Consider the following 24,235-nt stretch of genomic DNA (forward strand, 5'->3'; position numbering starts at 1 on the left):
GGGGTGCGCTAAGTGGAAAAGCCGGGGCACTCCCCCAATGTGGAGGAAGGGTGGCCTCGGACTGCACAGATGCCGGCCAGAAAGCAGGGCCGGCCGCCTGGAGCCGGAGGGCGCCGGAGTGACAAGGCGCCGGAGGGCGCCGGAGTGACTAGGAGCCGGACGGCACTAGCGCCAGCAGCACAGGAACCACACCCAGGCAAATGAAGGCAGGGAGCGAGCACAGGCCCAGCGGAACCACCAGCTTCACCCCAAGCGAGGCAGCCCGCTTTTCAGCGGCCCGGAACCGTTCCCGCCGGAGCCTTGCGGCCTGGGCATACAGGATCGCGGACGACGGGGCACCGGTGAGGGCTGCGAAGCCCAAGGCATCACGAAGCTCAAGGATCCCGCTGCTGCGGGCGGCAGAGCTGCGCCAGGCGGTTTCCCAATCGGCGCCGATGGCCAGCGCCGAGACCACGGGCCGCAGCGAGTCCCTGTACTGCGGTGCCGCGGAGGCGGCCACCAGCTCGAGCGATCTTCCAAGCCCGGCCCCCGCATCGAGCATGGCAGCAACGAGCTCAAGCATCATGGCCGTGTCGTTCAGGCCCCTGCTGCGACTTCCTCCCGTACCCGTGGTGTGCTTTGCCCCCGGCCCAGGAGACGGCGACAGGCGTCGCAGCCGTTGGCGAGACCGGTCATGGCTGGAGCAGGCGAGCCATGCGCCGGCCGCGAGCAGCAGGAAAAGCACGGGGCCCGGACCCAAAACCGCGGTCATGGTGTTCCTGACCCGGCGGCGGCCGATACCAGCCGCGCGGACCAGGCCCTTCCCGCAACCGTGAGGACTGCTCCGCCAAAAAGTGCGGCCAGGCCGAGAGGTGTTCCCAGCAGGGTGGACAGCGGATCCACGCCCAGGAGGGTGCCCAGTCCTAGACCCATCAATGGAAGCCAGGTCAGGAGGCGGACCGTTGCCTTGGGCCCGGCAAGGGCTGTTTGCCGCGCCGCGTCTGCGTCATCCTCCGCTTCGAGCTGGGCTGCAAAGCGCGTCAGCACGTCGGCGAGCGGGCACCCGCTGGCTTCTGCGATGTCGAAGCACGCAGCGAGCTGGGACCAGGTCCGGGCCTCCCTGTCCCTGGCCTTGAAAACTGTGGGCAGTGCCCGCCGGATGGCTTCGGCGACGGGAGCTCCCGTCGCCGAAGCCGCCCGCGCAGACCCCAGTACGGCGGCCGATCCCTCCGACAACGCCGAGCCAAAGTGGAGTGGCTCCCCAAGCGGCTGCCCGTTCCCATTGGGGACGCCGTAGACCGTCCAGAGTTCGTCCCACAGCCGCCCGGGCGTCCGTCCACCTTTCAGCAGCGCCGCCAGTTGCTGAACCACCAGTGTCAGGCCGGGTCCCTTGGCCGTTGCGGCGTTTCCACCGGCCCGCCTGCCCCACCGCAATCTCCGAACCTTCGCAAATGAGGGCAAATCCGGACTGCTCCTGGTTGCTGCCCGCAACCTGGAAGCAGCACCCAGGGGAGGTTTGAGGAGCAACAGCACAGCAGCGCACAACACCACGGTGAAGAGAAGAATCACAGGATGTCCCCGCGGTCCATCCCCAATCGGACCGCCAGGGCAGGCCATGCGGGGCCCGGCGACCCCGCTTGTCCAACGGCCGGCACCACCGTCAACCCCTCCGGGCCGTCGTCGATAAGCCCAATGCACAAGACTTCCCTGCCCCGCTGCGTCCTGCCCACGTGGATGACCGCATCCAGCGCGCTGGCCGCCTGGAGCCGCACAGCCTCCGGACCGAGCCCTGCGAGCGCACCGAGGGCGTTGAGCCTGGCCGGTACGGCTGCAGCGGTGTTTGCGTGGATGGTGCCTCCGCCGCCGCTGTGCCCGGTGTTCATCGCGGTGAGGAGTTCACGTACTTCAGCACCTCTGCACTCCCCCACCACCAGCCTGTCCGGGCGCATCCGGAGCGCCTGCCGGACGAGTTCCCCCAAGTCCACCGCGCCGCCTCCTTCGAGGTTCCCATGGCGTGACTCCAGGGCGACGACGTGCGGGTGGACGGGGTTCAGTTCGGACGCATCCTCGATCAGGACCAGGCGCTCTTCCGGGGAACACAGGCCCAGCAGGGTGGACAGCAATGTCGTCTTGCCGGAGCCCGTGGCACCACTGACCAGGAAGCTCAACCTTTTGGTGACCATCCTCTCGAGCACCGCCTGCACTCCTGGCCCGAACATGCCGCCGGAGCCCAGCTCCGCCATGCTGAACACCCGTTCCCTCCGGATCCGGACACTCAGCAGCGTCCCGGACGTGGATACCGGCGGCAACACGGCATGGACACGGTAACCGCCGGCAAGCCTGACATCGACGCAGGGGGAACCGTCATCGAGGCGGCGCCCGCCTGCAGCCACGAGCCTGCAGGCCAGCGCCCGCAGCTGTGCCTCCCCGTCGAACAGGACGGGGACGCGTTCGATGCCCCGTCCCCGGTCCACCCAGACGGAATCGGGAGCGTTGACGAAGATATCGGTGACACCGGGGTCCCGCGTCAGCTCCTGCAGCGGCCCCAGCCCATTGAGCTCGGCGCTGATCCGCTCCACTGCGGCAAGTGATCCGGCGGTACCCAACAATTTTCCCGTGGCCTGGACGGCTGCGGCCACGCGGGAGGGCGTCACGGCTCCAGCCTCTGCCATCATCGACTCGCGGACGGATTCCAGCAGTCCGGAATCGACGGGCCTGCCCGTGCCGGCGGTGTCCCTGCTGCGCCCCGGGCGACCGGCCTGGTTCGCTGCCAGGATGCGTGCGCTGCGCCGCTCACCGAGGCCTCCCGCCCCTGCCGCCCCGCGCGTCTCCGGCGCCGAAGTTAAGGGAGTACCTGATGGCCGCCTCACTCCACGTCCCCCGCCGGCAGGTCCTCTCCGAGCCAATCGAGCACGGCTCCGCCAAAGTGGCGGATATTCCGCCGCTTCCCCAGGTCCAGGAGGCGGCCCGATTCCATGGCCCCGGCGACGGCACGCAGGTCTGGGATGCGGCCCTGAACCGGCAGCCCCACGGCGTCGGCGATCAGGGAAGTGTCGAGCGCCGCGCCGGGCCGCCCCCGAACCAGCAGTCCCGCCTCCACCGGCGGAAGTTCCTGCAGCAGGCGCACGGCCGCAACCGCTGCCTGTAGCTGCGCCGGCACCACCAACAAGATCCGGTCGCAGTCCCACGCCACCGTGCGGAGCGGCTCCGCGCCGCGTCCCACATCAACAACAACCAGTTCGTAACCCCGCCGCGCGGCATCGAGCACGCCGGCTGCGGCCGCCGCAGCCACCGGGAGGAGTTGTTCCCGCGTGGCGGGCCAGGACAGGAAGGAAAAGCCACCGGCAACCGGCAGGGAGTCGGTGAGCTGCAGGGGATCAATGCTTCCCCTGGCCTCGGCGAGGTCCGGCCACCGCAGGCCGGGATTCTCCTCCGCGGCGAGGGCCAGTTCCAGGCCTCCTCCCCACGGGTCTCCGTCCACCAGCAGGACCCTGGCACCCAGCCCTGCTGCCGCTTGCGCTATCCAGATGGCAGCGGTAGTGGCCCCGGCACCGCCGCAGCCACCGATGACGCCAAGGACCAGCCCACCCGGACCCGGCGAGCGCGACCGGCTGAGATGATCCGCCAGCCAGGCGGCGGCATCGGGCAGCACGGCAACACGTTCCGCACCCAAGGCAGCCGCGAGATGCCAAAGGCTGTCGCCCTCGCCGTCAAGGCCCACCATGACCGCAGGCGTGCTCCGGCGGGGCGGCAGTTCCCTGATGTCACTTCCCACCAGGACTGCTGCTGCCGAGTCCCAGTAGCGCCCGCCCTCCACCGCGTCCGCGACGACGCGCAACTTGCCGCCGGCGGCTGCCACAATGCGTTCCACTTCGGCGCGGAGGACACCGGAGGAGGTAACCAGCAGTACCTCGCCCCGTCCCGCGGACACTGATGGATCCGGCACCGAAGCAGCGGGCGCTGAACTGTATGGAACTGAAGCGTCTGCACCGGCACCAGGTAGACTGCCGTCGTCCGGCAGCCACGCGGCACCTGACTCCCCGGTCCCGGTGGCCAAAGGGTCCCCGGGAGGCAAGGTATCCGCCCGTGGCGCTGAGGCCGGCCTCGTTGGCGGCCAAGAGGAACCTCCGGCCTGTTCCTGCCCGGATGGCGATGCGTTCAGCTGGTGCCTGCTCATGGGGCCACTCTGCCCCTGCCGCACAGCCCAGTTAAGGGAGCACGTCCCGTATGTGGACAACCAGGCTATGGGCGCTCCACGGACAGGGCACAATGGGAGCATGTACCTGCTGCTCGCCGCCCACCCCCGCGGCGCGGCCCTCCAGGAACTGACCCAGGCCGGCCATGCCCAGCCGGCCAACCCCGAACCGCAAGTGGTGGCACTCAGCGACCTTTCCGCCGTCGTCCGCGAACTCGAAGCCAGGCGCCCCGGTGGCGTGCCGCCCCGTTGGATCTGGCAACGGACCCAGGACTGGTACCCGCAACTGCTCGCCTCCGGCGTGGAGGTGGAGCGCTGCTATGACATCACTCTCTGCGGCAACATCCTGGCCTTTTCCCAGTTCAGCGCCCACACGGAGTATGCCAGGAACACGGACCGAACCCCGGTGGAGGATCCCGTGCTTCCCCCGAAGACGCTGCTGCCCCCCCGTCCCCCGGCAGACCAAGGTGCGCTCTTCGATGATCCCGCGTCCGGACCGCCGCGGGGCGTTGCCCTTGAGGATCTCCGGGCCGAATACGCTGCCCAGCAGGCCGCGCTGGCGGAGGTGGGAACGGAGGACAACCGCCGGAAGCGCCTTCAGCTGCTGCTCGCGGCGGAGTCTGCTGCCGCCATGGTGGCTGCCGAGATGCAGCACGCGGGCGTTCCCTGGCGGGAGGACCTGCACGAGGAAATCCTCGTCAGCCATCTCGGCCCGCGGCCGCCGGCCGGCCAGCGGCCGCAGAAACTTGAAGCGCTGGCGGCGGAACTGCGTTCCCTGCTCCGGGCGCCCGGACTCAACCCGGATTCTCCGCAGGAACTGATGCGGGCACTCCACCGCAACGGGATCGAAGTAAAAACCACCCGAAAGTGGGAGCTCAGGGAGTACGGCCATCCGGCCATCGAGCCTTTGCTGGAGTACAAGAAGCTTTCCCGCCTGCATACGGCCAACGGCTGGTCCTGGCTGGACGCCTGGGTGGACGGCGGCCGTTTCCGTCCCGAGTATGTGGTGGGCGGCGTGGTGTCGGGGCGCTGGGCCTCCCGGGGCGGTGGCGCGCTGCAGATCCCCCGCCAGGTCCGCGGCGCGGTGCATGCCGATCCAGGCCACAAGCTGATCGTTGCGGACGCATCGCAGCTGGAACCGCGCGTCCTGGTGGCACTTGCCCAGGATTCCACCATGGCGGAGGCGGCTCGGGACCAGGACCTTTATGCCGGCATCGCCGCCAAGGGGTTCGGCGGCGACCGGGGCAAAGCAAAAGTAGCCTTGCTGGGCGCCATGTACGGGGCCACCTCCGGTGAAGCAGGCCGGCTGATGCCGCAGCTGGCGCGAACCTATCCGCGCGCCGTGGATTTCGTGGAGAAGGCAGCAAGGGCGGGCGAGGCCGGCGGGACGGTGACCACGCGGCTGGGCCGCAGCAGCCCGCCGCCTTCGGAACGGTGGTTCCTGAGCCAGCGCTCAGCAACGGCGGAGGAGCAGCGCCGGGCGGAGTCCATCGCCCGGAGCCGCGGGCGCTTCACCCGGAACTTCGTGGTCCAGGGGTCGGCAGCGGATTGGGCGGCGTGCTGGCTGGCGGAATTACGACGACGGCTGCGTACCTTGCGGACGGCAGGCACCGGCGGCGGTGGCGGGGCTGTCCAGGCTGAGCTGGTCTTCTTCCTCCATGATGAGGTGATGGTGCATGCCCCGGCGGACGGCGTCGACGCCTGCATCAGGGCGATCGAGGAATCGGCCCGGGCTGCGAAGGGCCTGTTGTTCGGTCCTGTCCCGGTCGAGTTTCCGGTCAGCCTCGCCGTGGTTGACTCCTATGACCTCGCGAAATAGCCCCCCGAAAAAGGCCGCCAGCGCTTACGTGCGAGACGCAAAGTAATCTACCCGGCGGTAGCTATGCGGGCCCGGTGACGGACGTTACAGTCGTAGCGGCGACTGAAGCAGATCGGTCCGCACGCTGATGCAATGACGCATACCAGGGAGGTCCCCGTCCATGGCGGGAAGATTTGAAATCCATCGTGCAGGCGACGAGTCGTACCGGTTGCGGCTCACCGACGCCGAAGGGAATGTGGTGGCGGTGTCGCCAACCTTCAGGTCCCTGAGCATGCTCCGCGACGGCATCAATGCCATGCGCGAGAACGCCGCCACCGGAATCGTGGTGGACTTGCGCCAGCAGGCCTGAAAATCAGACCCCCATGGGATGCAGCCTGTTCCGGTCCCAGGGAACCGACCAGCCGAGCTGGTCGAAGAGGCCGCTCAAAACGATCCCGGTAAAGCCCCACACCACCACGCCGTTCACGGTGAAGGCAGGACTGTCAAAGGTGCGGCCCGCCCGGTGCACGGTGGCCATGACCCGGTTGTCCGGATCCAGGAGGTCACGGACCGGGACGCGGAAAACCTGCGCGGATTCGCCGTAGTCCACCACGCGGACCGGAGACGGGGCATGCCACCATCCGAGCACAGGCGTCACCAGGAAGTTGCTGTGGGCCAGGCCCAGGTCCTGGAGCGTGCCCAGGACCTCAACCCCGCCCGAGTCCAGTCCGGTCTCCTCCTCGGCTTCGCGGAGCGCCGCTGCCACCGGCGTTTCTCCCCTGTCGATGCCGCCGCCGGGAAACGCAACCTGCCCCGGATGCGATCCCAGTGTGTGGGCGCGTTCCAGGAGCAACACGTCGAGGTCGGCCGGCGCCAGCGGCTTGCCGGATTCGGCCGGGACATCGTCAAGGACGCCGAAAAGCATCAGGACAGCGGCCCTGCGGGCACGTGCGGCGTCCACCGTGAGTGCGGCCCAGCGGGGATCAGGCGGACCGGCCGTTCCGGTTTCCGCCCTTCTGATCAGCTCGGCAAGGTCTTCGCGTGCACTCACGGGGTCCTCAGCTGGGAGGCCATCCGGATTTCCGCGGCCCGGTGCTGCTCCGCCAGATACTGCTCCAGCAGCGCCTCGCTGCCAGGCGCAAGTTCGTATTTCAGGAGCTTGGCCGCTTTGTCGGGATCAGTCTCGCCCAGCCCGTAACTGGGGCACCAGTTGGCGACGGGGCAGGCCCCGCAGGCGGGCTTACGGGCATGGCACACGCGGCGGCCATGGAAGATGACCCGGTGGGACAGCATGGTCCAGTCCTTGCGCTCGAACAGTTCGGCCACGTCCTGTTCGATCTGCACAGGGTCCTCGGACTGGGTCCACCCAAACCGCTTGGCCAGGCGGGCGAAGTGCGTGTCGACGGAGATCCCCGGAATGCCAAACGCGTTGGCGAGCACCACGTTGGCCGTCTTCCGCCCCACCCCCGGCAGCGTGACCAGGTCCTCCATCCGGCCCGGGACCTCGCCATCAAAGTCGTCCACCAGGCGGGTGCACAGGGCAAGGACATTCCGTGCCTTTGCGCGGAAGAATCCGGTGGGTTTGAGGATGGTTTCAAGGTCTGTTGGGTCTGCCTCGGCCAGCGAACGCGCGTTGGGGTAGCGCGTGAACAGAACCTTAGTGACCTGGTTGACCGTAACGTCGGTGGTTTGGGCGGACAGGACGGTGGCCACGAGCAGTTCGAACGGGTTTTTGAAATCCAGTTCCGCATGGGCGTAGGGGTATTTCTCGGCCAGGGCCCGGTGGATCCGGCGCGCGCGCCGTTTCAGCGCCAGTACGGATTCGGACGAGACCGCCGGCATTCCGGCGGCCTGGCCGGCTTTGGTGCGCACCCCGGCCACCGGCGTCAGCCGCGCTCGATGTTGCTGAGGTCGCGCAGGACGCCCAGCCGCCCGTCCGTGTGCTGGACCAGGAACTCGTGGCCGCGGTCCTCAAGCGCCAGGACCCAGCCCCCGGGTTCGATCACGAAGGCAGGGGCGCCGGTGCGGGGGTCGAAGGCCGTGCGGTGCTGGGCGACGGCAAACCAGAAGGCCTCGTGGATGGGCTGCCCGTCCGTTTCGTCGTGGCGGCTGGCCGGGTCCACCGTAGCCCCGATGGGCTGGTCGGAACGGACCTGCTGGTGGACGGCGGTGGCGGCGGGCGGTTCCCAGGCTGCCTGTGGAGCATGTGCGCCGGGGACATCCCCGTACTGGGTCTCCTCGGCGGCCGGCATGGAGGCAGGACGGACGACGTCGGCTGCCTGGGTGGGCGGGCCGGCATCCACTTCAGGGGTCCGGTCGGAAACTTCGGGGGCGGTTGATACGGGCGTTGACGCGCCCGATGCAGCGGAGCCCGCATCGGCCTTGCCAGCTGCGGCACCGGCGGCGGGTGCGCCGCCGGAAGCTGGGGTGCCGGTGCCCGCGGCAGCGGAAGATGCGACGCCGGCTGCTCCCCCCGCAGCGGCCACGGGGACTGCCGCAGTGGCGGGCATGTGGGCAGACCGGCCAGGCTCAGGGCTGGAGGGAACGGGGTGCCCGGAGGAAGCTGGCTGCCCGGCGGACCCTGGCTGGGCAGGGGAAACCTGCTGGGCCGGGGACCCCGGCTGGACAGCGGAGGAGCCTGCACCTGCACCGCCAAAGATGCCGGCGCCCTTGAGGCCGCCCTTCGACTGGTTGGGGCCGGCTTCCGGCTTGGGTGCTTTGGGGGCCCGCGGCTTACGGACCGGGACCGCGGCTTCGCGTGCCACCAGGTGTGCCGGTACCTCTGGCCGGTCCTTGAAGTCGCCGGAGAGGTAGGGCAGGAAGCGGCCCAGCACCGTAGCGGCAAAGAGGACCAGCGAACCGATCAGGCCCACCAGCAGGCTGGTCACGTAGCCGCCGGCGACCGACAGGAAGAAGAAGGCAACCGCGAAGGAGGCCACCACGGACGCGAACTGGTCGATCGAGAGCGACCCCACCCGGATTTTGGTGGCAGGGGCCAGGCGGCGGGCAGCGAAGAGGGCACTGGTAATCAACGGCAGGATGATGCCCAATCCCAGGAAGAACAGGTTGTTCAGGTTCCACAGGTTGTACCGTGTGCCGAAGAGGGGCAGCAGGGACGCAACAAACAGGATGAGCGTGCCTGCGAAGACGGCCAGGTCGCGCACGGTGAACGGGCCGAGCACCGCCTGGTTGGCGTTCGGATCGAGCTTCCCGGCGCCGGCCTTTTGTCCTGCAGGCTGTCCCCCGGCGGCGCCGCCGGCAGCAGCTGGCTGCCCCGGTCCCCCGGCCGTGGTTCCGGAGCCTCCTGGCCCCGCCCCGGTGTCCGGGCCCGTTCGCTGGCCGAAGCTCTGCTGGTTCATTCTGCTCTCCTTAGCGTGGCGGCACCGGGCCCTTCGGGGACCTTAAAACTGTGCCGTCTTGACATGCGGTCCCGCTCCGGCGCAGCGCCAGCAGCGCCTTGCCGGAGTGGTCCGAAGTGAAGTCACAATTCCATCTCAGCCTAGTCAACAGCCAAGCTGATCACTAGCTGGCGGAGCCCCGCGGCGGCGCCTGCAGGGTTATGAACACGCCATTCACCGCTTAAAGAAGACCGCTCGCGGGCGCTTCTGTGACGGGGGGCACAGAGGATGCGCGGCAAGCATTAGGCTAGGTTTCGGAACAGCTCTTTGCGGTATGCCCATCCCGGCTGGAGCCCAAAGCTGTGCAAGCGGCGGGCTCTGCGGTGGCGGCATCCCGCGCGGCAAAGATCGATGAATGATGAGGTTCACATGTCCCAGGACACTCCCAGCTCCACGGCCACCGTTCCGTCCGCTTCCGCCCAGCCGGCAGGCCAGCAGGGCCACCAGGGCGACGCCTTCGCGAACCTGCTGCATGAAACACGCGCCTTCCCGCCCCGCCCGGAGTTCGCGGCCAACGCCGTTGTCACCGCAGCAGAGTACGACGACGCCGATGCCGACCGGCCTGCCTTCTGGGCCAAAAAGGCGCGGGAGCTGCTGACCTGGAGCAAGGACTTCACCCAGGCCCTGGATTGGTCCGATCCGCCGTTCGCCAAGTGGTTTGTTGGCGGTGAGCTCAACGCCGCCTACAACGCCCTGGACCGGCACGTTGAGGCCGGCAACGGGGACCGGGTTGCCATCTATTTCGAGGGCGAACCCGGGGACACCCGCACCTACACGTACGCGCAGCTGACCGAGGAAGTGAAGAAGGCTGCCAATGCCTTCGAATCCCTGGGCGTGGCCAAGGGTGACCGGGTGGCGGTGTACCTGCCCATGATCCCGGAGGCCGTCATCACGCTGTTGGCGTGCGCCCGTATCGGCGCCGTGCACTCGGTGGTGTTCGGCGGCTTCTCCGCCGAAGCCCTGCGTTCGCGGATCGACGACGCCGAGGCCAAGCTGGTGGTCACCGCGGACGGCACCTACCGCCGCGGCAAGCCGAGCCCCCTCAAGGCCGCGGTCGACGACGCCCTGGCCCACGATGGCCATACCGTACAGAACGTGGTGGTGGTCAAGCGCAACGGCCAGGACGTGGACTGGAAGGAAGGCCGGGACCACTGGTGGGCTGACACCGTGGAGACGGCGTCCGCCGAGCACACCGCCGTGGGCCACGATTCCGAGCACCCGCTGTACATCCTCTACACCTCCGGCACCACCGGAAAGCCCAAGGGCATCCTGCACACCACCGGCGGCTACATCACCCAGACCGCCTACACCCACAAGGCAGTCTTCGACCTGCACCCGGAGACGGACGTGTACTGGTGCACGGCCGACGTCGGCTGGGTCACCGGCCACTCGTACGTCGCCTACGCGCCGCTCATCAACGGCGCCACCCAGGTGATGTACGAAGGCACCCCGGATTCCCCGCACCAGGGCCGCTGGTGGGAGATCGTGGAAAAGTACAAGGTCTCCATCCTCTACACCGCCCCCACCGCCATCCGCACCTTCATGAAATGGGGTTCGGAGATCCCGGCGAAGTACGACCTCTCCTCGCTCCGCGTGCTGGGTTCGGTGGGTGAACCGATCAACCCCGAAGCGTGGATGTGGTACCGCAAGGTCATCGGCGGCGACAAGGCCCCCATTGTGGACACCTGGTGGCAGACCGAAACCGGCGCCCAGATGATCGCCCCGCTGCCCGGGGTGACCGCCACCAAACCCGGCTCGGCACAGGTGCCGCTGCCCGGCATCGCCGTGGACGTTGTCGACGAAATGGGCGAATCGGTCCCCAACGGGCACGGCGGCTTCCTGGTGATCCGCGAACCGTGGCCCTCCATGCTCCGCGGTATCTGGGGCGACCCTGAGCGGTTCAAGGACACCTACTGGTCCCGGTTCGAGAACATGTATTTCGCCGGTGACGGCGCCAAGAAGGATGAAGACGGCGACATCTGGCTGCTCGGCCGGGTGGATGACGTCATGAACGTCTCCGGGCACCGGCTCTCCACCACCGAGATCGAATCCGCCCTGGTGAGCCACCCTGCCGTGGCGGAGGCCGCCGTCGTGGGTGCCACGGACGAAACCACGGGCCAGGCCGTCGTCGCGTTCGTCATCCTCCGCGGCGACGCCGCGAACAACGGCGACGCCACCGTCCAGGAACTGCGCAACCACGTGGGCAAGGAGATCGGACCCATCGCCAAGCCCAAGAACATCCTGGTGGTGCCCGAACTGCCCAAGACCCGGTCCGGCAAGATCATGCGCCGCCTCCTCAAGGACGTCGCCGAAGGCCGCGACCCGGGCGATGCCACTACCCTCTCCGACCCGTCCATCATGCAGGAGATCGCCCAGTCGCTCAGAAAGTAACACAGGCTTAGCACCTGTCCCGGCGCCCTGAAATGGCCCCGCTTTCCCTGTCTTTGCAAGGAAAACGGGGCCATTCCCATGTTGTGACGATTCAAACCGCATCAACACCCAAAATGTTATTTACCGTTCTTCCATGTTCTGTTTTGCGAGGTTATAGTCGGACCTAATGTGAGGTGCCTCACATGCGGCTAGTACTCAAGGGAGAGACCATGGCTTCACAGTTTGATGCGTCGGCAACTGCCTTCCCCAGCAGGCGGACCATCCTCAAGACCGTCGGCGTTGGCGCAGTGGGCCTGGCCGGCATCCCGTTCCTCGCGGCCTGCACCGGCGGAAGCGCGCCGTCCGGCACAGGTTCCGACTCTTCCGGCCTCACCTTCGGCTCGGGTTCCTCCGACGACGTCCCCAAGCGGGCGTACCAGGCGGTCACCGATGCCTTCACGGCCAAGACCGGCAAAAAAGTCACCACCAACGTGGTGCCCCACAATGACTTCCAGAACAAGATCAATTCCTACCTGCAGGGCTCTCCCGACGATACCTTCACCTGGTTCGCCGGCTACCGGATGCAGTACTACGCGGGCAAGGGCCTCCTCGCGCCCATTGACGATGTCTGGCAGACCATTGGCGGCAACTACTCCGATGCGCTGAAGAAAGCATCCACGGGGCCGGACGGCAAGATGTACTTCGTACCCAACTACAACTACCCCTGGGGCTTCTTCTACCGGAAGAGCCTTTGGGCGGAGAAGGGGTACCAGGTGCCGGCAACCTTTGATGCCCTCAAGGCCCTGGCAACAAAGATGCAGGCCGACGGCATCATTCCCATTGGCTTTGCCGACAAAGACGGCTGGCCCGCCATGGGCACCTTCGACTACATCAACATGCGGCTCAACGGCTACCAGTTCCACGTGGACCTCTGCGCACACAAGGAATCCTGGGACCAGCAGAAGGTCACTTCCGTCTTCGACACCTGGAAGGCGCTCCTGCCCTTCCAGGATCCCGCCGCCCTGGGCCAAACCTGGCAGGACGCGGCCAAGGCACTGGAAGCCAAGAAGACCGGCATGTACCTGCTGGGCTCCTTCGTCACGCAGCAGTTCACGGACCCGGCGGTGCTGGCAGACATCGATTTCTTCCCCTTCCCGGAGATCGCCATGGAAGGCAGGGACGCCGTCGAAGCCCCCATCGACGGCCTGCTGCTGTCCAAGAAGGGCGGGGACAACAAGGCAGCCCGCGACTTCATGTCGTTCATGGGCACGCCGGAGGCCCAGGACGCCTACGCCAAGGTTGATAACTCGAACATCGCCACCGCCAAGGGCACGGACACCTCGAAGTTCACACCACTGAACAAGACCTGTGCGGACACGATCGCCAATGCCAAACACATCAGCCAGTTCTTCGACCGGGACGCGTTGCCGGCCATGGCCAACAACGTGATGATTCCGGCGCTGCAGAGCTTCATCAAGGACGGCAGCGTGGACGTCAAGAACCTTGAGGCCCAGGCCAAGAACCTCTACGCAGCGCAGTAGCCCCGCCAAAGGAAGGACGACGGCGGCGCGGGGCTCCCGCCGTCGTCCATCCTCATGCATCCAACAGCAAGGAAAGACAGCCATGAGCAGCACCGCACGAGAACTGATTCCGCCCGAGGCACGGGAGCCGGCCGTCCCTGTCCGCCGGACCAAAGGCGGGCGGGTCCGCCGCCTGTCCGGACGGGACAAACTGGTCCTGTCCCTGATGGTGGGCATCCCCACGCTGATCGAATTGGCGATGGTCTGGCTGCCCATGCTGATGTCGGTAGGGCTCAGCTTCACCCGGTGGAACGGCCTGGACCTGGCGGACATCCGGCCGGCAGGCACGGCGAACTACCAGTTCATCGCGCAGGACTACCCGCCGTTCTGGCCGGCGGTCCAGCACAACATGCTCTGGCTGCTGTTCCTGGCCCTCATCGCCACCCCGCTGGGTTTGCTGCTCGCGGTGCTGCTGGACCAAAACATCCGCGGAAGCAGGATCTACCAGAGCATCTTCTTCGCACCCGTCATGCTGTCGCTCGCCCTGATCGGCATCATCTGGCAGCTCTTCTACCAGCGGGACAACGGCCTCCTCAACTTCCTCCTGGGCACCGCTGGCACGCCGCAGGCCGTTGACTGGTTCGGCGACTCGTCGGTCAATATCTGGGCGGCCATGATTGCGGCCACCTGGCGCCATGCCGGCTACGTCATGCTGCTTTACCTGGCAGGCTTGAAGGGCGTCGACCCCAGCCTGAAGGAGGCCGCGGCCATCGACGGCGCGTCCGCCGTGCAGACGTTCTTCCGGGTGGTCTTTCCCGCCATGCGGCCCATCAACATCGTCATTGTGGTCATCACCATCATCGAGTCCCTCCGCGCCTTCGACGTTGTCTACGTGATCAACCGCGGCACCAACGGCCTGGAAATGCTCAGCGCCCTGGTGATCCAGAACCTCGTGGGCGAAGGCCAGGTGATCGGCGTTGGCTCCGCCCTCGCTGTGGTGCTGCTGGTCATTTCACTCGTCCCCATCGTCTTCTACCTCAGCCGCACCTTTGGCAAGGAGAACCAAGCATGAGCATCGCCGAAGCCCGCGCCCCCAGGGCCTCCGCAGAAACCACCGACCGGTCCGGAAGCCGCCCCAAGCGGCATTACGGGACCCACATCTTCCTGCTGGTGATGGCCGCCGTGTGGCTGGTTCCCTTGGGCTGGTCCGTCTTCACCGCGCTCCGGCCGGTGGCGTCCACCAACGAGCACGGCTACTTCAGCGTTGCCGGCGACTTCAACTTCGACAACTTCGTCCAGGCCTGGACGCAGGGAGGTTTTGCCACCTACTTCTGGAATTCGGTCATCATCACCGTGCCTGCGGTCCTGCTGACCCTGTTCCTCGCCTCCCTCATGGCCTTCGCCGTGAGCCGCGTCAACTGGAAGTTCAACATCACCCTGCTGATCATGTTCACCGCGGGAAACCTGCTGCCCCCGCAGGTCCTCGCGGCGCCCCTCTTCGAGATGGCCAAGCACTTCCAGGTGCCCTACTCCTTCAGCGATTCCGGCAACATGCTGAACACCTACATCATCGTCATTGCGGTGGACACGGCGTTCCAGATGGGGTTCTGCACCTTCGTTCTCTCGAATTATATGAAGGCCCTCTCCGCCGACCTGACCGAGGCCGCCCTGGTGGATGGTGCAGGCATCTGGCGGCAGTACCGGGAGATCATCCTGCCGCTGTGCCGCCCGGCGTTCGCAGCCCTGGGCACCCTGGAAGTCATCTTCATCTACAACGACTACTTCTGGCCCCTCCTGTTCATCCAGAGCGGCAACCGGCTCCCCATCACCACCGCCATCAACAACCTGCAGGGCCAGTTCCTGAACAACTACAACCTCCTGGCGGCAGGCGCGGTGATCACCGTGATTCCCACGCTGGTCATCTACCTGCTCCTCCAGCGGCAGTTTGTTGCGGGGCTGACTCTCGGTTCCAGCAAGGGGTAGGCAAAGATGGAACATGAAGCGGACACCGCTCCCTTAGCCGCCCGAAAGGAACTCCATGCTCCCCGCAGCACGCCACCAGGCCATCGTGGACGCCGTCCAGCGGGAAAGGGTGGTCCGCGTATCCGACCTCGCCCAGCAACTGGGCGTCTCGCTCATGACCGTCCGGCGGGACATCGAACTGCTGGAGGAAAGCGGCAAGCTGGAGCGGATCCACGGCGGAGCCAAGCTTCCGGGCGACGCCAGCACGCACGAGCCCGGCTTCGAACTGAAGTCCACCCAATTAACTGCCGAGAAGCGTGCCATTGCGGTTGCAGCGGCGGCGCTGGTCCATGAAGGCATGGCTGTTGGGCTGAGCGCGGGGACCACCACGTGGGCACTCGCCAAGGAACTGGTGGACGGGCCGCCCATCACCGTGGTGACCAACTCCGTTCGCATCGCCGACCTGTTCCACCATGCCGCCACGACCGGCCCGGCCCGCTACAGCTCCACCGTGATCCTGATCGGCGGCCAGCGCACGCCGTCGGACGCCCTGGTGGGACCCATCGCCACCAGCGCGCTGAAGCAGCTTCACCTGGACCTGCTGTTCCTCGGCGTCCATGGCATGGATTCGGTGGCCGGCTTCACCACGCCCAACCTCCTGGAGGCCGAAACGGACCGGGCCTTCGTGGCCGCAGCCCGGAAGACCGTGGTCCTGGCGGACCACACCAAGTGGGGTGTGCTGGGCATCAGCTCGATTGCCTCACTGGACGATGTGGACGAGGTCATCAGCGACCCCGGCCTGGGTTCCGAAGCCCAGCGGGTCCTGCAGGACCGGGTGGGCAGGCTTCGGCTCGCCGCAGCCTAGGGGACAGCCAGCCTACGGACAGCCAGCCTAGGGACAGCCGCAGGACTGCCTGATGTGCAGCTTTGTGGGGAAGATCCGGTGCCGCGGTTTTTCGCCGCGGCTGGCTCCCACCAGTGCGGCCACGGCGGCTTCCGCCATGGCGGCCACGGGCTGTTCGACGGTTGTCAGCGGCGGCCACGAGTATTCGGAGTCCGCGGAGCCGTCAAAGGACGCCACGGCGATGTCGCCGGGAACGGACAGCCCCGCTTCGTGGATGGCGCGCAGGAGACCTATGCCCTGCATGTCCGACGTCGCAAAGATTGCCGTTGGCCGGTTCACCGACGCCAGCAGCCGCTGCCCGGCAACATAGCCTCCGGGCCTGGTGAAGGCGCTGTACGAGATGGGCCCCTCAGGCAGGCCCGCCTCCTGCAGGGCCTGCCGCCAGCCCACTTCGCGGCCGTCAGTGGAGCCGGAGACGTTGGTACCCATCGCCAGGCCAATATTGGCGTGGCCATGGCCAATGAGGTGTTCCACCGCAATCCGGGCACCGGCCGCCAGGTCCACGCCGATGCTGTTGAAGCCCGGCGCATCGCGTTCCTGGTTGAGCAGCACCGACGGAATGTCTGCCGTTTCCAGGGCTTCCAGGTCCGGTTCGAAAAGGACGCTGGCCAGCAACACCCCGTCCACCTGGCGTGCAGCCAAGTTACGGACGTTCCGCCGTTCCTTGGCGAGGTTCCCGTCTGAGTTGCTCAGCACCAGGGCGTAGCCAAGGGCCGCGGCCGCATCCTCCACTGCATGGGAGAACAGCGAGAAAAACGGGTTGGAGATGTCCGGGACGATGAGGCCCAGCGTCTCGCTTGAACCCAGTTTGAGCGCCCGGGCGGCGGCGTTGGGCCGGTAGCCCAGGACGCGGATGGCGTCCTGGACCTTGGCTTCGGTGGCCGGGGCCACCTTCTTGGGACCGCCGTTGACCACATAGCTCACGACGGCGGTGCTGACGCCCGCAAAGCGGGCGACATCCTTGCGCGTCACCGGCCCGCGCGGGGCCGGCACAGCCGAAGTGGTCATGGAGTACATGCTAGCTACCAGTTGGCCGGGGCGTCGCCGAAGTCACGGATGGGCAGCCGCGCGCCGTTCTGCCGGGCCGATTCGTGGGCCACGATCCCGGGGAGGGTGAAGCGGGCAGCAGCCCAGGCGTTGACCGGCGGCAGCGTGCGGTTGTTCACGGCTGTGACGAAATCGTCCACCAGGAAGTGGTGGCTGCCTTCGTGTCCGTTGGGGGCACCAAGGAACTCCGCAGGCAGCCGCTCAGCATCATGGACCGGGGAGAGACCCGAGACAAAGGCGTCGCGGAGCTCCGGGGCAACGTTGGCCAGCGACGGGTCGTCCAGGGGAATGCTGGGGCGGGTCTCCATCTGCTCCGAGATGTCGTGGACGTTTTGCTTGTCCTGCCAAACGGTAACCTTGGCGAGCTGCTCGAAGCTGGCCTCGGTGCCGAAGAAGCGGAACCGGGATTCACGGATGTGCGAGGGGTAGCCAACGCGGCGCATTTCGTTGGTGCGCATGGCGCCGCCGTCGTTCAGCTCGAAGAGCGCCGTGGCATTTGAAAAGTCGTTGCCGAACATACTGACGTCCTTGTCGAACACTCCGTCGTTCCGCTGGTCCCTGACTCCGATACAGCTCACGCTGACGGCGTGCGATGGGATGGCGCCGAGCACTCCCCCGATTGCATGCGTGGGGTAGAGCATGGGCGGGTAGCTGGCAGTCTCCTTCCACCGCTCGCCGCCGCTGTACTGGTACGCGTCGTAGAAGCCCAGGTCCATGTCATGGACGTAGTCGCCCTCAGAGTAGAAGATGCGCCCGAACTTGCCGGCGGCGTGCTGTTCCCGGGCGTAGACCGTGGCCGGGTTGTAGTAGCTGGTCTCCCCCATCATGTAAACCAGGCCTGTGTCCCGGACGGCGTCGATGATGCGCGCGATTTCCTCCTCGGACACCGCCATGGGAACGGCCGAGTAGACATGCTTGCCGGCGCGGAGGGACCGCTCCACCAAGGGGCCGTGGGTCCAGCGCTGGGTAAAGATCGCCACGGCGTCGACGTCCGAGGCGAGCAGGGCGTCGAAGTCCGCTTCCTGCCCCGCAAGGTGGTACCGGTCCACGGCCTCGGCCGCCCGTTCGGCGCGCTCGTCCACCACGTAGACGGCCTTCACGCCCGGGTGCAGATTGAAAAGGTGTGCGAACTGTGAGCCGAACTGGCCTGCGCCCACGATGCCGATAGAGAACGTCATTGTTGTGCCTTCCGTGAGGGGGATACCCGAGTTTTGCACTGCAATCTACTCGAGTCAACATCCAATAAATGGAAATAACTTCAACGCGTGAAACAAAAAGTAAGGTCTTGCCATCATTCTATCTACTCGTGTAGATTCCTTCCCAGCTTGTTACCTCCATCACACTCAGGAAAGGGTCGACGATGACCACCCTTACCAGGAACGCCAGTCCGGTTCAGCACTCCGTGCCCCGGGCGGTGAAGCGCCGGGGGCGCAGCGACCTGAAGACCGCACTGTTCTTCATCGCGCCGGCCATGATCGGATTTATCGTTTTCTACCTGGTGCCCACACTCCGGGGCATCTACCTCAGCTTCACCGAGTACAGCATCCTCGGCGACCCCACCTGGATTGGCACCGCCAATTACCAGGCCATCGCCAAGGACCCCCTGTTCTGGAACGCCCTGGCGGTCACCTCGCAGTACGTGCTGATTAACATCGTCCTGCAGACCGCACTGGCACTGGGACTGGCCCTCCTCATGCACCGGGTGGCCAAGTCAACCCTCATCCGCGGCGCCCTCCTCCTGCCGTACCTAATGGCCAACGTGATAGCCGCCCTCCTGTGGTTCTGGCTGCTGGACTACCAGATCGGCATCGTCAACTACTTCATCGAGGCCGTGGGCCTGCCCAAGGTGGCGTTCTTCGGCAGCGAGGAATGGGCCATCCCCACCCAGGCCCTCATCAACACCTGGCGGCACATGGGCTACACCGCACTGCTGCTCTTCGCCGGACTGCAGGCCATCCCCAGCCACGTCTACGAGGTGGCCAACCTGGACGGCGCCTCGCCCTGGCAGACCTTCCGCAAGATCACCATGCCTCTGCTCCGCCCGGTACTGGTGCTGGTCCTGATCGTCACCGTCATCGGCTCCTTCCAGGTGTTCGACACCGTGGCCGTCACCACCCAGGGCGGGCCGGTCAACGCCAGCCGCGTGCTGCAGTTCTACATCTACCAAAAGGCCTTCACCGAATCAGACTTCGGCTACGGTTCCGCCCTGGCCGTCATCCTCTTCGTCATCCTCGCCCTGGTGGCATTCATCCAGATGAAGTTCCTCAAGGGCAACGAATCGGACCTGGACTAAGGACGCTCCCATGACCACCGCAAAAGTTTCCGCCCCTGCCCGGCCCGCCACCCGCCGTCGTCCGTTCAGCTGGCGCCGCACGGCCGCCTGGACCCTTGTCGCCCTCGCAGTTGCCGTTTCAGTGCTCCCGTTCTACTGGATCCTCCGGACGGCGCTGTCCACCAACGGGTCACTGGCCGGCAACGCCACCAACCTGCTTCCCGCAGACTTCAACCTGGGCGCATTCCAGCGCGTCTTTGGCCTGCAGTCCCCGGAAGATGCCGTGGCACAGGGCGGCTCCGGAGCCCAAATCGACTTTTGGAGCTACCTGCGCAACTCCGTGCTCTTTGCCTCCATCACCACCATCGGGGCCGTGTTCTTCAGCGCCATGGCGGCCTACGCCTTCGCCCGGCTGCGCTGGCGTGGACGGAACGTGGTGTTCAGCCTGTTCCTGGCCACCATGATGGTGCCCCCGATCTTCACCGCGCTGCCCAACTTCCTCCTCATCAAGAACCTGGGCCTGCTCAACACCATGGTGGGCCTGGTTCTCCCGTACATCTTCATGACCCCGTTCGCCATCTTCTTCCTCCGGCAGTTCTTCCTCAACATGTCCCGTGAGGTGGAGGAAGCGGCAATGCTCGACGGCGCCAAGCACCTGCGGATCTTCTTCCAGATCATCCTGCCCAACGCCGCAGCTCCCATCGCCACCCTTGCCCTGCTCACCTTCATCGGCCAGTGGAACGAGTACTTCTGGCCGCTGCTGGTGGGCCAGGACGAATCCGTCCGCGTCCTCACCGTGGGCCTGGGCGTCTTCAAGTCCCAATCCCCGCAGGGCGCCCCCGACTGGTCCGGACTGATGGCAGCCACCCTGGTTTCGGCCCTGCCCGTCCTGATCCTGTTCGCCGCCTTCGGCAAGAAAATCGTCAACTCCATCGGCTTCTCCGGCATCAAATAACCCTCCCTCCAACCACCCCCTCCACAATTCCCCGGCCGCTCCCCGGCGCCCGGCCACGGCGGCCTGCCCGGAAGCACCTTGAAAGGACCCCCTCCCATGAAAAAGAAAGCACTCACCTCCCTGGCTGCAGCGGCAGCCGCAGTCCTGGCCCTCTCCGCCTGCGGTGGCGGTAGCTCCGCCGACGCCGGCAAGGGTGAAATCAACTACTGGCTCTGGGACGCCAACCAGCTCCCCGCGTACAAGCAGTGTGCGGACGACTTCCACAAGGCCAACCCGGACATCACCGTCAAGGTCACCCAGCGCGGCTGGGACGACTACTGGGGCACCCTCACCAACGGCTTCGTGGCCGGCACCGCGCCGGACGTGTTCACCGACCACCTGGGCAAGTACCCGGAATTCATCAAGAACAAGCAGCTGCTCGCGCTCGATGACGCAGTCAAGAAGGACAACGTCGACACCGGCGTCTACAACTCCGGCCTCGCCGACCTTTGGGTGGGACAGGACGGCAAGCGCTACGGGTTGCCGAAGGACTGGGACACCATCGCCCTGTTCTACAACACCAAGCTCGCAGCCGACGCCGGCGTCACCCCCGAACAGATGGCCAACCTCACCTGGAACCCCCAGGACGGCGGCACGTACGAAAAGACCATCGCCCACCTGACTGTGGACAAGAACGGCAAGCGCGGCGATGAGCCCGGGTTCGACAAGAACAACGTGGCGGTCTACGGCTTGGGCCTCAACGGGTCCGGCTCCGGACAGGGCCAGACCGAATGGAGCTACCTCACCGGCACCACCGACTGGACCCACACCGACAAGAACCCGTGGGGCAAGCACTACAACTACGACGACCCCAGGTTCCAGGAAAGCATCGACTGGTTCGCCGGCCTGGTGGACAAGGGGTACATGCCCAAGCTGGAAACTACGGTGGGCGCCAGCATGGCGGACACCTTTGCCGCCGGCAAGTCCGTCATCAACGCCAACGGTTCCTGGATGATCGGCCAGTACACCGGCTACAAGGACGTCAAGGTGGGCATCGCCCCCACCCCCACCGGCGTCAACGGCAAGCGCGCCAGCATGTACAACGGCCTGGCGGACTCCATCTACGCCGGCACCAAGAAGAAGGACGCCGCCATCAAGTGGGTCGAGTACCTCGGCTCCGCCGCCTGCCAGGACGTGGTGGCAGCCAAGGCCGTGGTGTTCCCGGCCATCAAGACCTCCGCCGACAAAGCCGTGGAGGCCTTCAAGGCCAAGGGCGTGGACGTGACCCCGTTCAGCCAGCAGGTCAAGGACGGCACCACCTTCCTCTACCCGATTGCTGACAATGCAGCCAAGGTTGACGGCATCATGAAGCCCGCCATGGACGCGGTCGTCTCGGGCAAGGCCAAGGCCAGCTCGCTGACCCAGGCCAACGACCAGGTCAACGCCCTGTTCAAGTAACCCCTCCCACGTGGCTGCGTATGTGGTCGCAGCCACCCGGCCGGATGCCGCCGTCCTCCTCCTCGCGACGGCGGCGGCACCCGGCCACCCCTTCCCCTCAATTTCGTCTTGTGCGTAACTTAAGGCGCACGCCCTGAACACCGAAAGAGACCGCCATGGACCCCCTGCATCTCCGTTCCGCCGGCACCAGCCTGCTGATCAGCTTCGACAGCGGGGAGGCCGAGGTCATCCATTGGGGCGCCGACCTGGGCACGGAACTGCCGGACCTGGCGGTCCTGGCCGGACCCGTGGGGCATTCCTCCATCGATGCACGGGTCCCCGCAAGCCTGCTCCCCCAGGCTTCGTCGTCCTGGCGGGGCCGTCCCGCCCTGCGCGGCCACCGGATCAGCGACGGCGCCGCAGGCCTTGACTTCTCCTCCCGCCTCCGCGTCACGTCCGTGAATGCCGAAGGAGCAGCGCACGCCGCGGGCAATGCCGCCACCATCGTGCAGGCCGACGACAACACCGGCATCAGCGTTTCGACCACGATCAAACTGCACCCCGGCGGCCTGCTGGAACTGCGGCACACCGTCACCAACAACGGCACCACCCCCTTCCAGGTGGACGAACTGGCAACCGTCCTGCCCGTGGCGCCTGACGCCGTCGAACTCCTCGACCTGACCGGACGCTGGTGCCGGGAACGCCACCCTCAGCGGCGGCCCATCCAGCAGGGCACCTGGGTCCGGACCGGACGCCACGGCCGGACCGGGCACGATTCCTCCCTGCTGTTCGCGGCCGGCACCCGAAGCTTTGGAAACCGGCACGGCAAGGTCTGGGCGACGCACCTTGCCTGGAGCGGCAACCACGAACAGTTCGCGGACACCATCGGCGACGGCAGGACCATGATCGGCGGATCGGAACTCCTGGGTCCTGCCGAGGTCATCCTGGAAGCGGGCGGCAGCTACACCACCCCTGCCCTGTTCGCCGCCTACTCGGACCGGGGCCTGGACGGCATCACGGAGGCGTTCTACAGCTGGTTCCGCTCCCGCCCGCACCACGTGCTGCCTGCCGCCACCACCGGTCAGCCCGCAGGAAAGCCCCGCCCGGTGGTGCTCAACACCTGGGAAGCCGTGTACTTCGACCACAACCTGGACGCACTGACAGAGTTGGCTGACTCCGCCGCGGACCTTGGCGTGGAGCGCTTCGTGCTCGACGACGGCTGGTTCCGCGGGCGCCGTGACGACCATGCCGGGCTGGGCGACTGGTATGTGGATGAGACCGTCTGGCCGGAAGGCCTCACCCCACTGATCGACGCCGTCACCTCCCGCGGGATGGAATTCGGCCTGTGGGTGGAACCGGAGATGGTCAACCTGGATTCGGACATCGCCCGGGCCCATCCAGACTGGATTTCGGGCCCCTCGGCCGTGGCGCACAAGGACGGGGGCCGGCTGCCGCTCGAGTGGCGCAACCAGCACGTGATCGACCTCGTGAACCCGGAGGCGTGGCAGTACGTCTTTGACCGGATCTCAGCCCTCCTGTCCGGCAACAACATCAGCTACCTGAAGTGGGACCAGAACCGGGACCTCGTTGAACAGGGCCACGGCGGCCGCGCTTCGGTCCACGAACAGACCCTCGCCGCCTACCGGCTGTTCGACGAGCTCCGCAAGGCACACCCCGGCGTCGAAATTGAGAGCTGTTCCTCCGGCGGCGCCCGGGTGGACCTGGGCATCCTGGAGCGGACGGACCGGATCTGGGCCTCCGACTGCAACGACGCGCTGGAGCGGCAGACCATCCAGCGCTGGACTGAGGCCGTGGTTCCGCCGGAACTCGTGGGCAGCCACATCGGCCCCACCACCTCGCACACCACCGCCCGCACCCACGACCTTTCCTTCCGGGGCATCACCGCCCTGTTCGGCCACTTCGGGATGGAATGGGACGTGCGCAGCGTGCAGGGCAAGGAGCGCGGGGAACTGCGGCGCATCGTGGGCCTTTACAAGGAACACCGGGACCTGATCCACAGCGGCCGCCCCGTCCACGCGGACGTTGCGGACGACGCCTTCCTGCTCCACGGCGTGGTAGCAGAGGGGCCCGTTGCGGAAAGCACGACGGCGGCACTGTTCGCCCTGGTCAGCACGCGCACCTCAGCGGCCGAGCAGCCGGGACGGATCGGCATCCCGGGGCTCGAGGATGCGCGCAGCTACCGCGTGGAGGTGGTCTTCCCCGCTGAAGACGACGCCGACTACCGCCACACGGTCACGCAGGTCCAGCCGCCGGCGTGGCTGTCGAAGGGGGCGGTGGCCACCGGCAGGATCCTTGCGGAAGTGGGCCTGCCAATGCCCAACCTGAACCCGGAGCACGCCCTGCTACTGACGGTCACAGCCCTCTAAACCACCATCGGATGCTGAGTACTTGTCGTTTT

20 protein-coding genes are annotated in these 24,235 nt (G+C 66.6%); 11 read left to right on the plus strand and 9 right to left on the minus strand.

Going from position 1 to position 24,235, the window contains the following annotated elements:
* Positions 1-148: 148 nt before the first annotated feature.
* From ACFO0G_RS05090 to ssd, 4 genes are read right to left on the minus strand one after another with little or no spacing between them, the layout of a single operon-like run.
* Positions 149-751, minus strand: a complete 603-nt coding sequence (locus tag ACFO0G_RS05090) for a type II secretion system F family protein (RefSeq protein ID WP_286399075.1) — start codon at positions 749-751, stop codon at positions 149-151.
* Positions 748-1,596 (minus strand): type II secretion system F family protein, encoded by an 849-nt coding sequence (locus ACFO0G_RS05095; protein ID WP_376976625.1) that lies wholly within the window; start codon positions 1,594-1,596, stop codon positions 748-750. The genes ACFO0G_RS05090 and ACFO0G_RS05095 overlap by 4 nt, the downstream gene beginning before the upstream one ends.
* Positions 1,545-2,849, minus strand: coding sequence for a TadA family conjugal transfer-associated ATPase (locus tag ACFO0G_RS05100; RefSeq protein ID WP_376976626.1), 1,305 nt, complete (start codon positions 2,847-2,849; stop codon positions 1,545-1,547). Before ACFO0G_RS05100 ends, ACFO0G_RS05095 begins: the two co-directional genes overlap by 52 nt.
* On the minus strand, positions 2,846-3,910 hold the full coding sequence (gene ssd / locus ACFO0G_RS05105) for a septum site-determining protein Ssd (protein WP_286399077.1): 1,065 nt from the start codon (positions 3,908-3,910) through the stop codon (positions 2,846-2,848). Before ssd ends, ACFO0G_RS05100 begins: the two co-directional genes overlap by 4 nt.
* A 346-nt stretch (positions 3,911-4,256) precedes the next feature.
* Here ssd and ACFO0G_RS05110 point away from each other — a divergent pair, with 346 nt between their 5' ends.
* Together ACFO0G_RS05110 and ACFO0G_RS05115 are read left to right on the plus strand one after the other, a co-directional pair.
* Positions 4,257-5,993, plus strand: a complete 1,737-nt coding sequence (locus ACFO0G_RS05110) for a bifunctional 3'-5' exonuclease/DNA polymerase (protein ID WP_376976627.1) — start codon at positions 4,257-4,259, stop codon at positions 5,991-5,993.
* 160 nt (positions 5,994-6,153) lie between these two features.
* Positions 6,154-6,342, plus strand: coding sequence for a YegP family protein (locus ACFO0G_RS05115; RefSeq protein WP_286399079.1), 189 nt, complete (start codon positions 6,154-6,156; stop codon positions 6,340-6,342).
* A gap of 3 nt (positions 6,343-6,345) precedes the next feature.
* Here the strand turns inward: ACFO0G_RS05115 and ACFO0G_RS05120 are convergent, their stop codons facing one another.
* The 3 genes from ACFO0G_RS05120 to ACFO0G_RS05130 are packed head-to-tail and all read right to left on the minus strand — an operon-like array spanning position 6,346 to position 9,331.
* Positions 6,346-7,023: an NUDIX hydrolase gene (locus tag ACFO0G_RS05120; protein WP_286399080.1), complete on the minus strand. Its 678-nt coding sequence runs from the start codon at positions 7,021-7,023 to the stop codon at positions 6,346-6,348.
* Positions 7,020-7,814, minus strand: a complete 795-nt coding sequence (gene nth, locus ACFO0G_RS05125; protein WP_286404596.1) for an endonuclease III — start codon at positions 7,812-7,814, stop codon at positions 7,020-7,022. The genes ACFO0G_RS05120 and nth overlap by 4 nt, the downstream gene beginning before the upstream one ends.
* Positions 7,815-7,858: 44 nt before the next feature.
* Positions 7,859-9,331 (minus strand): hypothetical protein, encoded by a 1,473-nt coding sequence (locus ACFO0G_RS05130; protein WP_286399081.1) that lies wholly within the window; start codon positions 9,329-9,331, stop codon positions 7,859-7,861.
* A gap of 408 nt (positions 9,332-9,739) precedes the next feature.
* Between ACFO0G_RS05130 and acs the strand changes: the two genes are divergently transcribed.
* The 5 genes from acs to ACFO0G_RS05155 all read left to right on the plus strand — a co-directional run bounded on the left by acs (position 9,740) and on the right by ACFO0G_RS05155 (position 16,087).
* Positions 9,740-11,761, plus strand: coding sequence for an acetate--CoA ligase (acs, locus tag ACFO0G_RS05135; protein WP_286404599.1), 2,022 nt, complete (start codon positions 9,740-9,742; stop codon positions 11,759-11,761).
* Between the two features lie 209 nt (positions 11,762-11,970).
* Positions 11,971-13,281: an ABC transporter substrate-binding protein gene (locus tag ACFO0G_RS05140; RefSeq protein ID WP_286399082.1), complete on the plus strand. Its 1,311-nt coding sequence runs from the start codon at positions 11,971-11,973 to the stop codon at positions 13,279-13,281.
* Positions 13,282-13,363: 82 nt separating this feature from the next.
* Positions 13,364-14,332, plus strand: coding sequence for a carbohydrate ABC transporter permease (locus ACFO0G_RS05145; protein ID WP_286399083.1), 969 nt, complete (start codon positions 13,364-13,366; stop codon positions 14,330-14,332).
* Positions 14,329-15,243, plus strand: coding sequence for a carbohydrate ABC transporter permease (locus tag ACFO0G_RS05150; protein WP_286399084.1), 915 nt, complete (start codon positions 14,329-14,331; stop codon positions 15,241-15,243). Before ACFO0G_RS05145 ends, ACFO0G_RS05150 begins: the two co-directional genes overlap by 4 nt.
* Before the next feature lie 55 nt (positions 15,244-15,298).
* Positions 15,299-16,087 carry a DeoR/GlpR family DNA-binding transcription regulator gene (locus tag ACFO0G_RS05155; RefSeq protein ID WP_286399086.1) on the plus strand — a complete coding sequence of 263 codons (789 nt, stop codon included), beginning with the start codon at positions 15,299-15,301 and terminating at the stop codon, positions 16,085-16,087.
* A 27-nt stretch (positions 16,088-16,114) separates the two neighbouring features.
* On the opposite strand, the gene ACFO0G_RS05160 is transcribed toward ACFO0G_RS05155, so the two are convergent.
* On the minus strand, positions 16,115-17,143 hold the full coding sequence (locus ACFO0G_RS05160; RefSeq protein ID WP_376976628.1) for a LacI family DNA-binding transcriptional regulator: 1,029 nt from the start codon (positions 17,141-17,143) through the stop codon (positions 16,115-16,117).
* A 5-nt stretch (positions 17,144-17,148) separates the two neighbouring features.
* Complete coding sequence (locus ACFO0G_RS05165) at positions 17,149-18,351, minus strand: Gfo/Idh/MocA family protein (RefSeq protein ID WP_376976629.1); 1,203 nt, start codon at positions 18,349-18,351, stop codon at positions 17,149-17,151.
* A 182-nt stretch (positions 18,352-18,533) separates the two neighbouring features.
* On the opposite strand from ACFO0G_RS05165, the gene ACFO0G_RS05170 reads away from it, so the two are divergent.
* From ACFO0G_RS05170 to ACFO0G_RS05185, 4 genes are all read left to right on the plus strand, one after another.
* A complete protein-coding gene (locus ACFO0G_RS05170) occupies positions 18,534-19,466 on the plus strand; it encodes a carbohydrate ABC transporter permease (protein ID WP_376976630.1) in 933 nt (310 codons plus the stop codon).
* A gap of 10 nt (positions 19,467-19,476) precedes the next feature.
* Positions 19,477-20,400 (plus strand): carbohydrate ABC transporter permease, encoded by a 924-nt coding sequence (locus tag ACFO0G_RS05175; protein WP_376976631.1) that lies wholly within the window; start codon positions 19,477-19,479, stop codon positions 20,398-20,400.
* A gap of 96 nt (positions 20,401-20,496) precedes the next feature.
* Positions 20,497-21,837 carry an ABC transporter substrate-binding protein gene (locus tag ACFO0G_RS05180; protein ID WP_376976632.1) on the plus strand — a complete coding sequence of 447 codons (1,341 nt, stop codon included), beginning with the start codon at positions 20,497-20,499 and terminating at the stop codon, positions 21,835-21,837.
* A 155-nt stretch (positions 21,838-21,992) separates the two neighbouring features.
* On the plus strand, positions 21,993-24,203 hold the full coding sequence (locus tag ACFO0G_RS05185) for an alpha-galactosidase (RefSeq protein WP_376976633.1): 2,211 nt from the start codon (positions 21,993-21,995) through the stop codon (positions 24,201-24,203).
* Positions 24,204-24,235 lie beyond the last annotated feature (32 nt).

It is taken from the genome of Arthrobacter sedimenti (assembly GCF_042652025.1).
Taxonomy (GTDB): Bacteria; Actinomycetota; Actinomycetes; order Actinomycetales; family Micrococcaceae; genus Arthrobacter; species Arthrobacter sedimenti.

Coding starts and splice junctions, on each gene's coding strand:
- ACFO0G_RS05150 (WP_286399084.1), top strand. CDS start 14,329: ATGAGCATCGCCGAAGCCCGCGCCCCCAGGGCCTCCGCAGAAACCACC.
- ACFO0G_RS05180 (WP_376976632.1), top strand. CDS start 20,497: ATGAAAAAGAAAGCACTCACCTCCCTGGCTGCAGCGGCAGCCGCAGTC.
- ACFO0G_RS05145 (WP_286399083.1), top strand. CDS start 13,364: ATGAGCAGCACCGCACGAGAACTGATTCCGCCCGAGGCACGGGAGCCG.
- acs (WP_286404599.1), top strand. CDS start 9,740: ATGTCCCAGGACACTCCCAGCTCCACGGCCACCGTTCCGTCCGCTTCC.
- ACFO0G_RS05110 (WP_376976627.1), top strand. CDS start 4,257: ATGTACCTGCTGCTCGCCGCCCACCCCCGCGGCGCGGCCCTCCAGGAA.
- ACFO0G_RS05130 (WP_286399081.1), bottom strand. CDS start 9,331: ATGAACCAGCAGAGCTTCGGCCAGCGAACGGGCCCGGACACCGGGGCG.
- ACFO0G_RS05160 (WP_376976628.1), bottom strand. CDS start 17,143: ATGTACTCCATGACCACTTCGGCTGTGCCGGCCCCGCGCGGGCCGGTG.
- ACFO0G_RS05140 (WP_286399082.1), top strand. CDS start 11,971: ATGGCTTCACAGTTTGATGCGTCGGCAACTGCCTTCCCCAGCAGGCGG.
- ACFO0G_RS05170 (WP_376976630.1), top strand. CDS start 18,534: ATGACCACCCTTACCAGGAACGCCAGTCCGGTTCAGCACTCCGTGCCC.
- ACFO0G_RS05165 (WP_376976629.1), bottom strand. CDS start 18,351: ATGACGTTCTCTATCGGCATCGTGGGCGCAGGCCAGTTCGGCTCACAG.
- ACFO0G_RS05095 (WP_376976625.1), bottom strand. CDS start 1,596: ATGGCCTGCCCTGGCGGTCCGATTGGGGATGGACCGCGGGGACATCCT.
- ACFO0G_RS05175 (WP_376976631.1), top strand. CDS start 19,477: ATGACCACCGCAAAAGTTTCCGCCCCTGCCCGGCCCGCCACCCGCCGT.
- ACFO0G_RS05115 (WP_286399079.1), top strand. CDS start 6,154: ATGGCGGGAAGATTTGAAATCCATCGTGCAGGCGACGAGTCGTACCGG.
- ACFO0G_RS05090 (WP_286399075.1), bottom strand. CDS start 751: ATGACCGCGGTTTTGGGTCCGGGCCCCGTGCTTTTCCTGCTGCTCGCG.
- nth (WP_286404596.1), bottom strand. CDS start 7,814: ATGCCGGCGGTCTCGTCCGAATCCGTACTGGCGCTGAAACGGCGCGCG.
- ACFO0G_RS05155 (WP_286399086.1), top strand. CDS start 15,299: ATGCTCCCCGCAGCACGCCACCAGGCCATCGTGGACGCCGTCCAGCGG.
- ACFO0G_RS05185 (WP_376976633.1), top strand. CDS start 21,993: ATGGACCCCCTGCATCTCCGTTCCGCCGGCACCAGCCTGCTGATCAGC.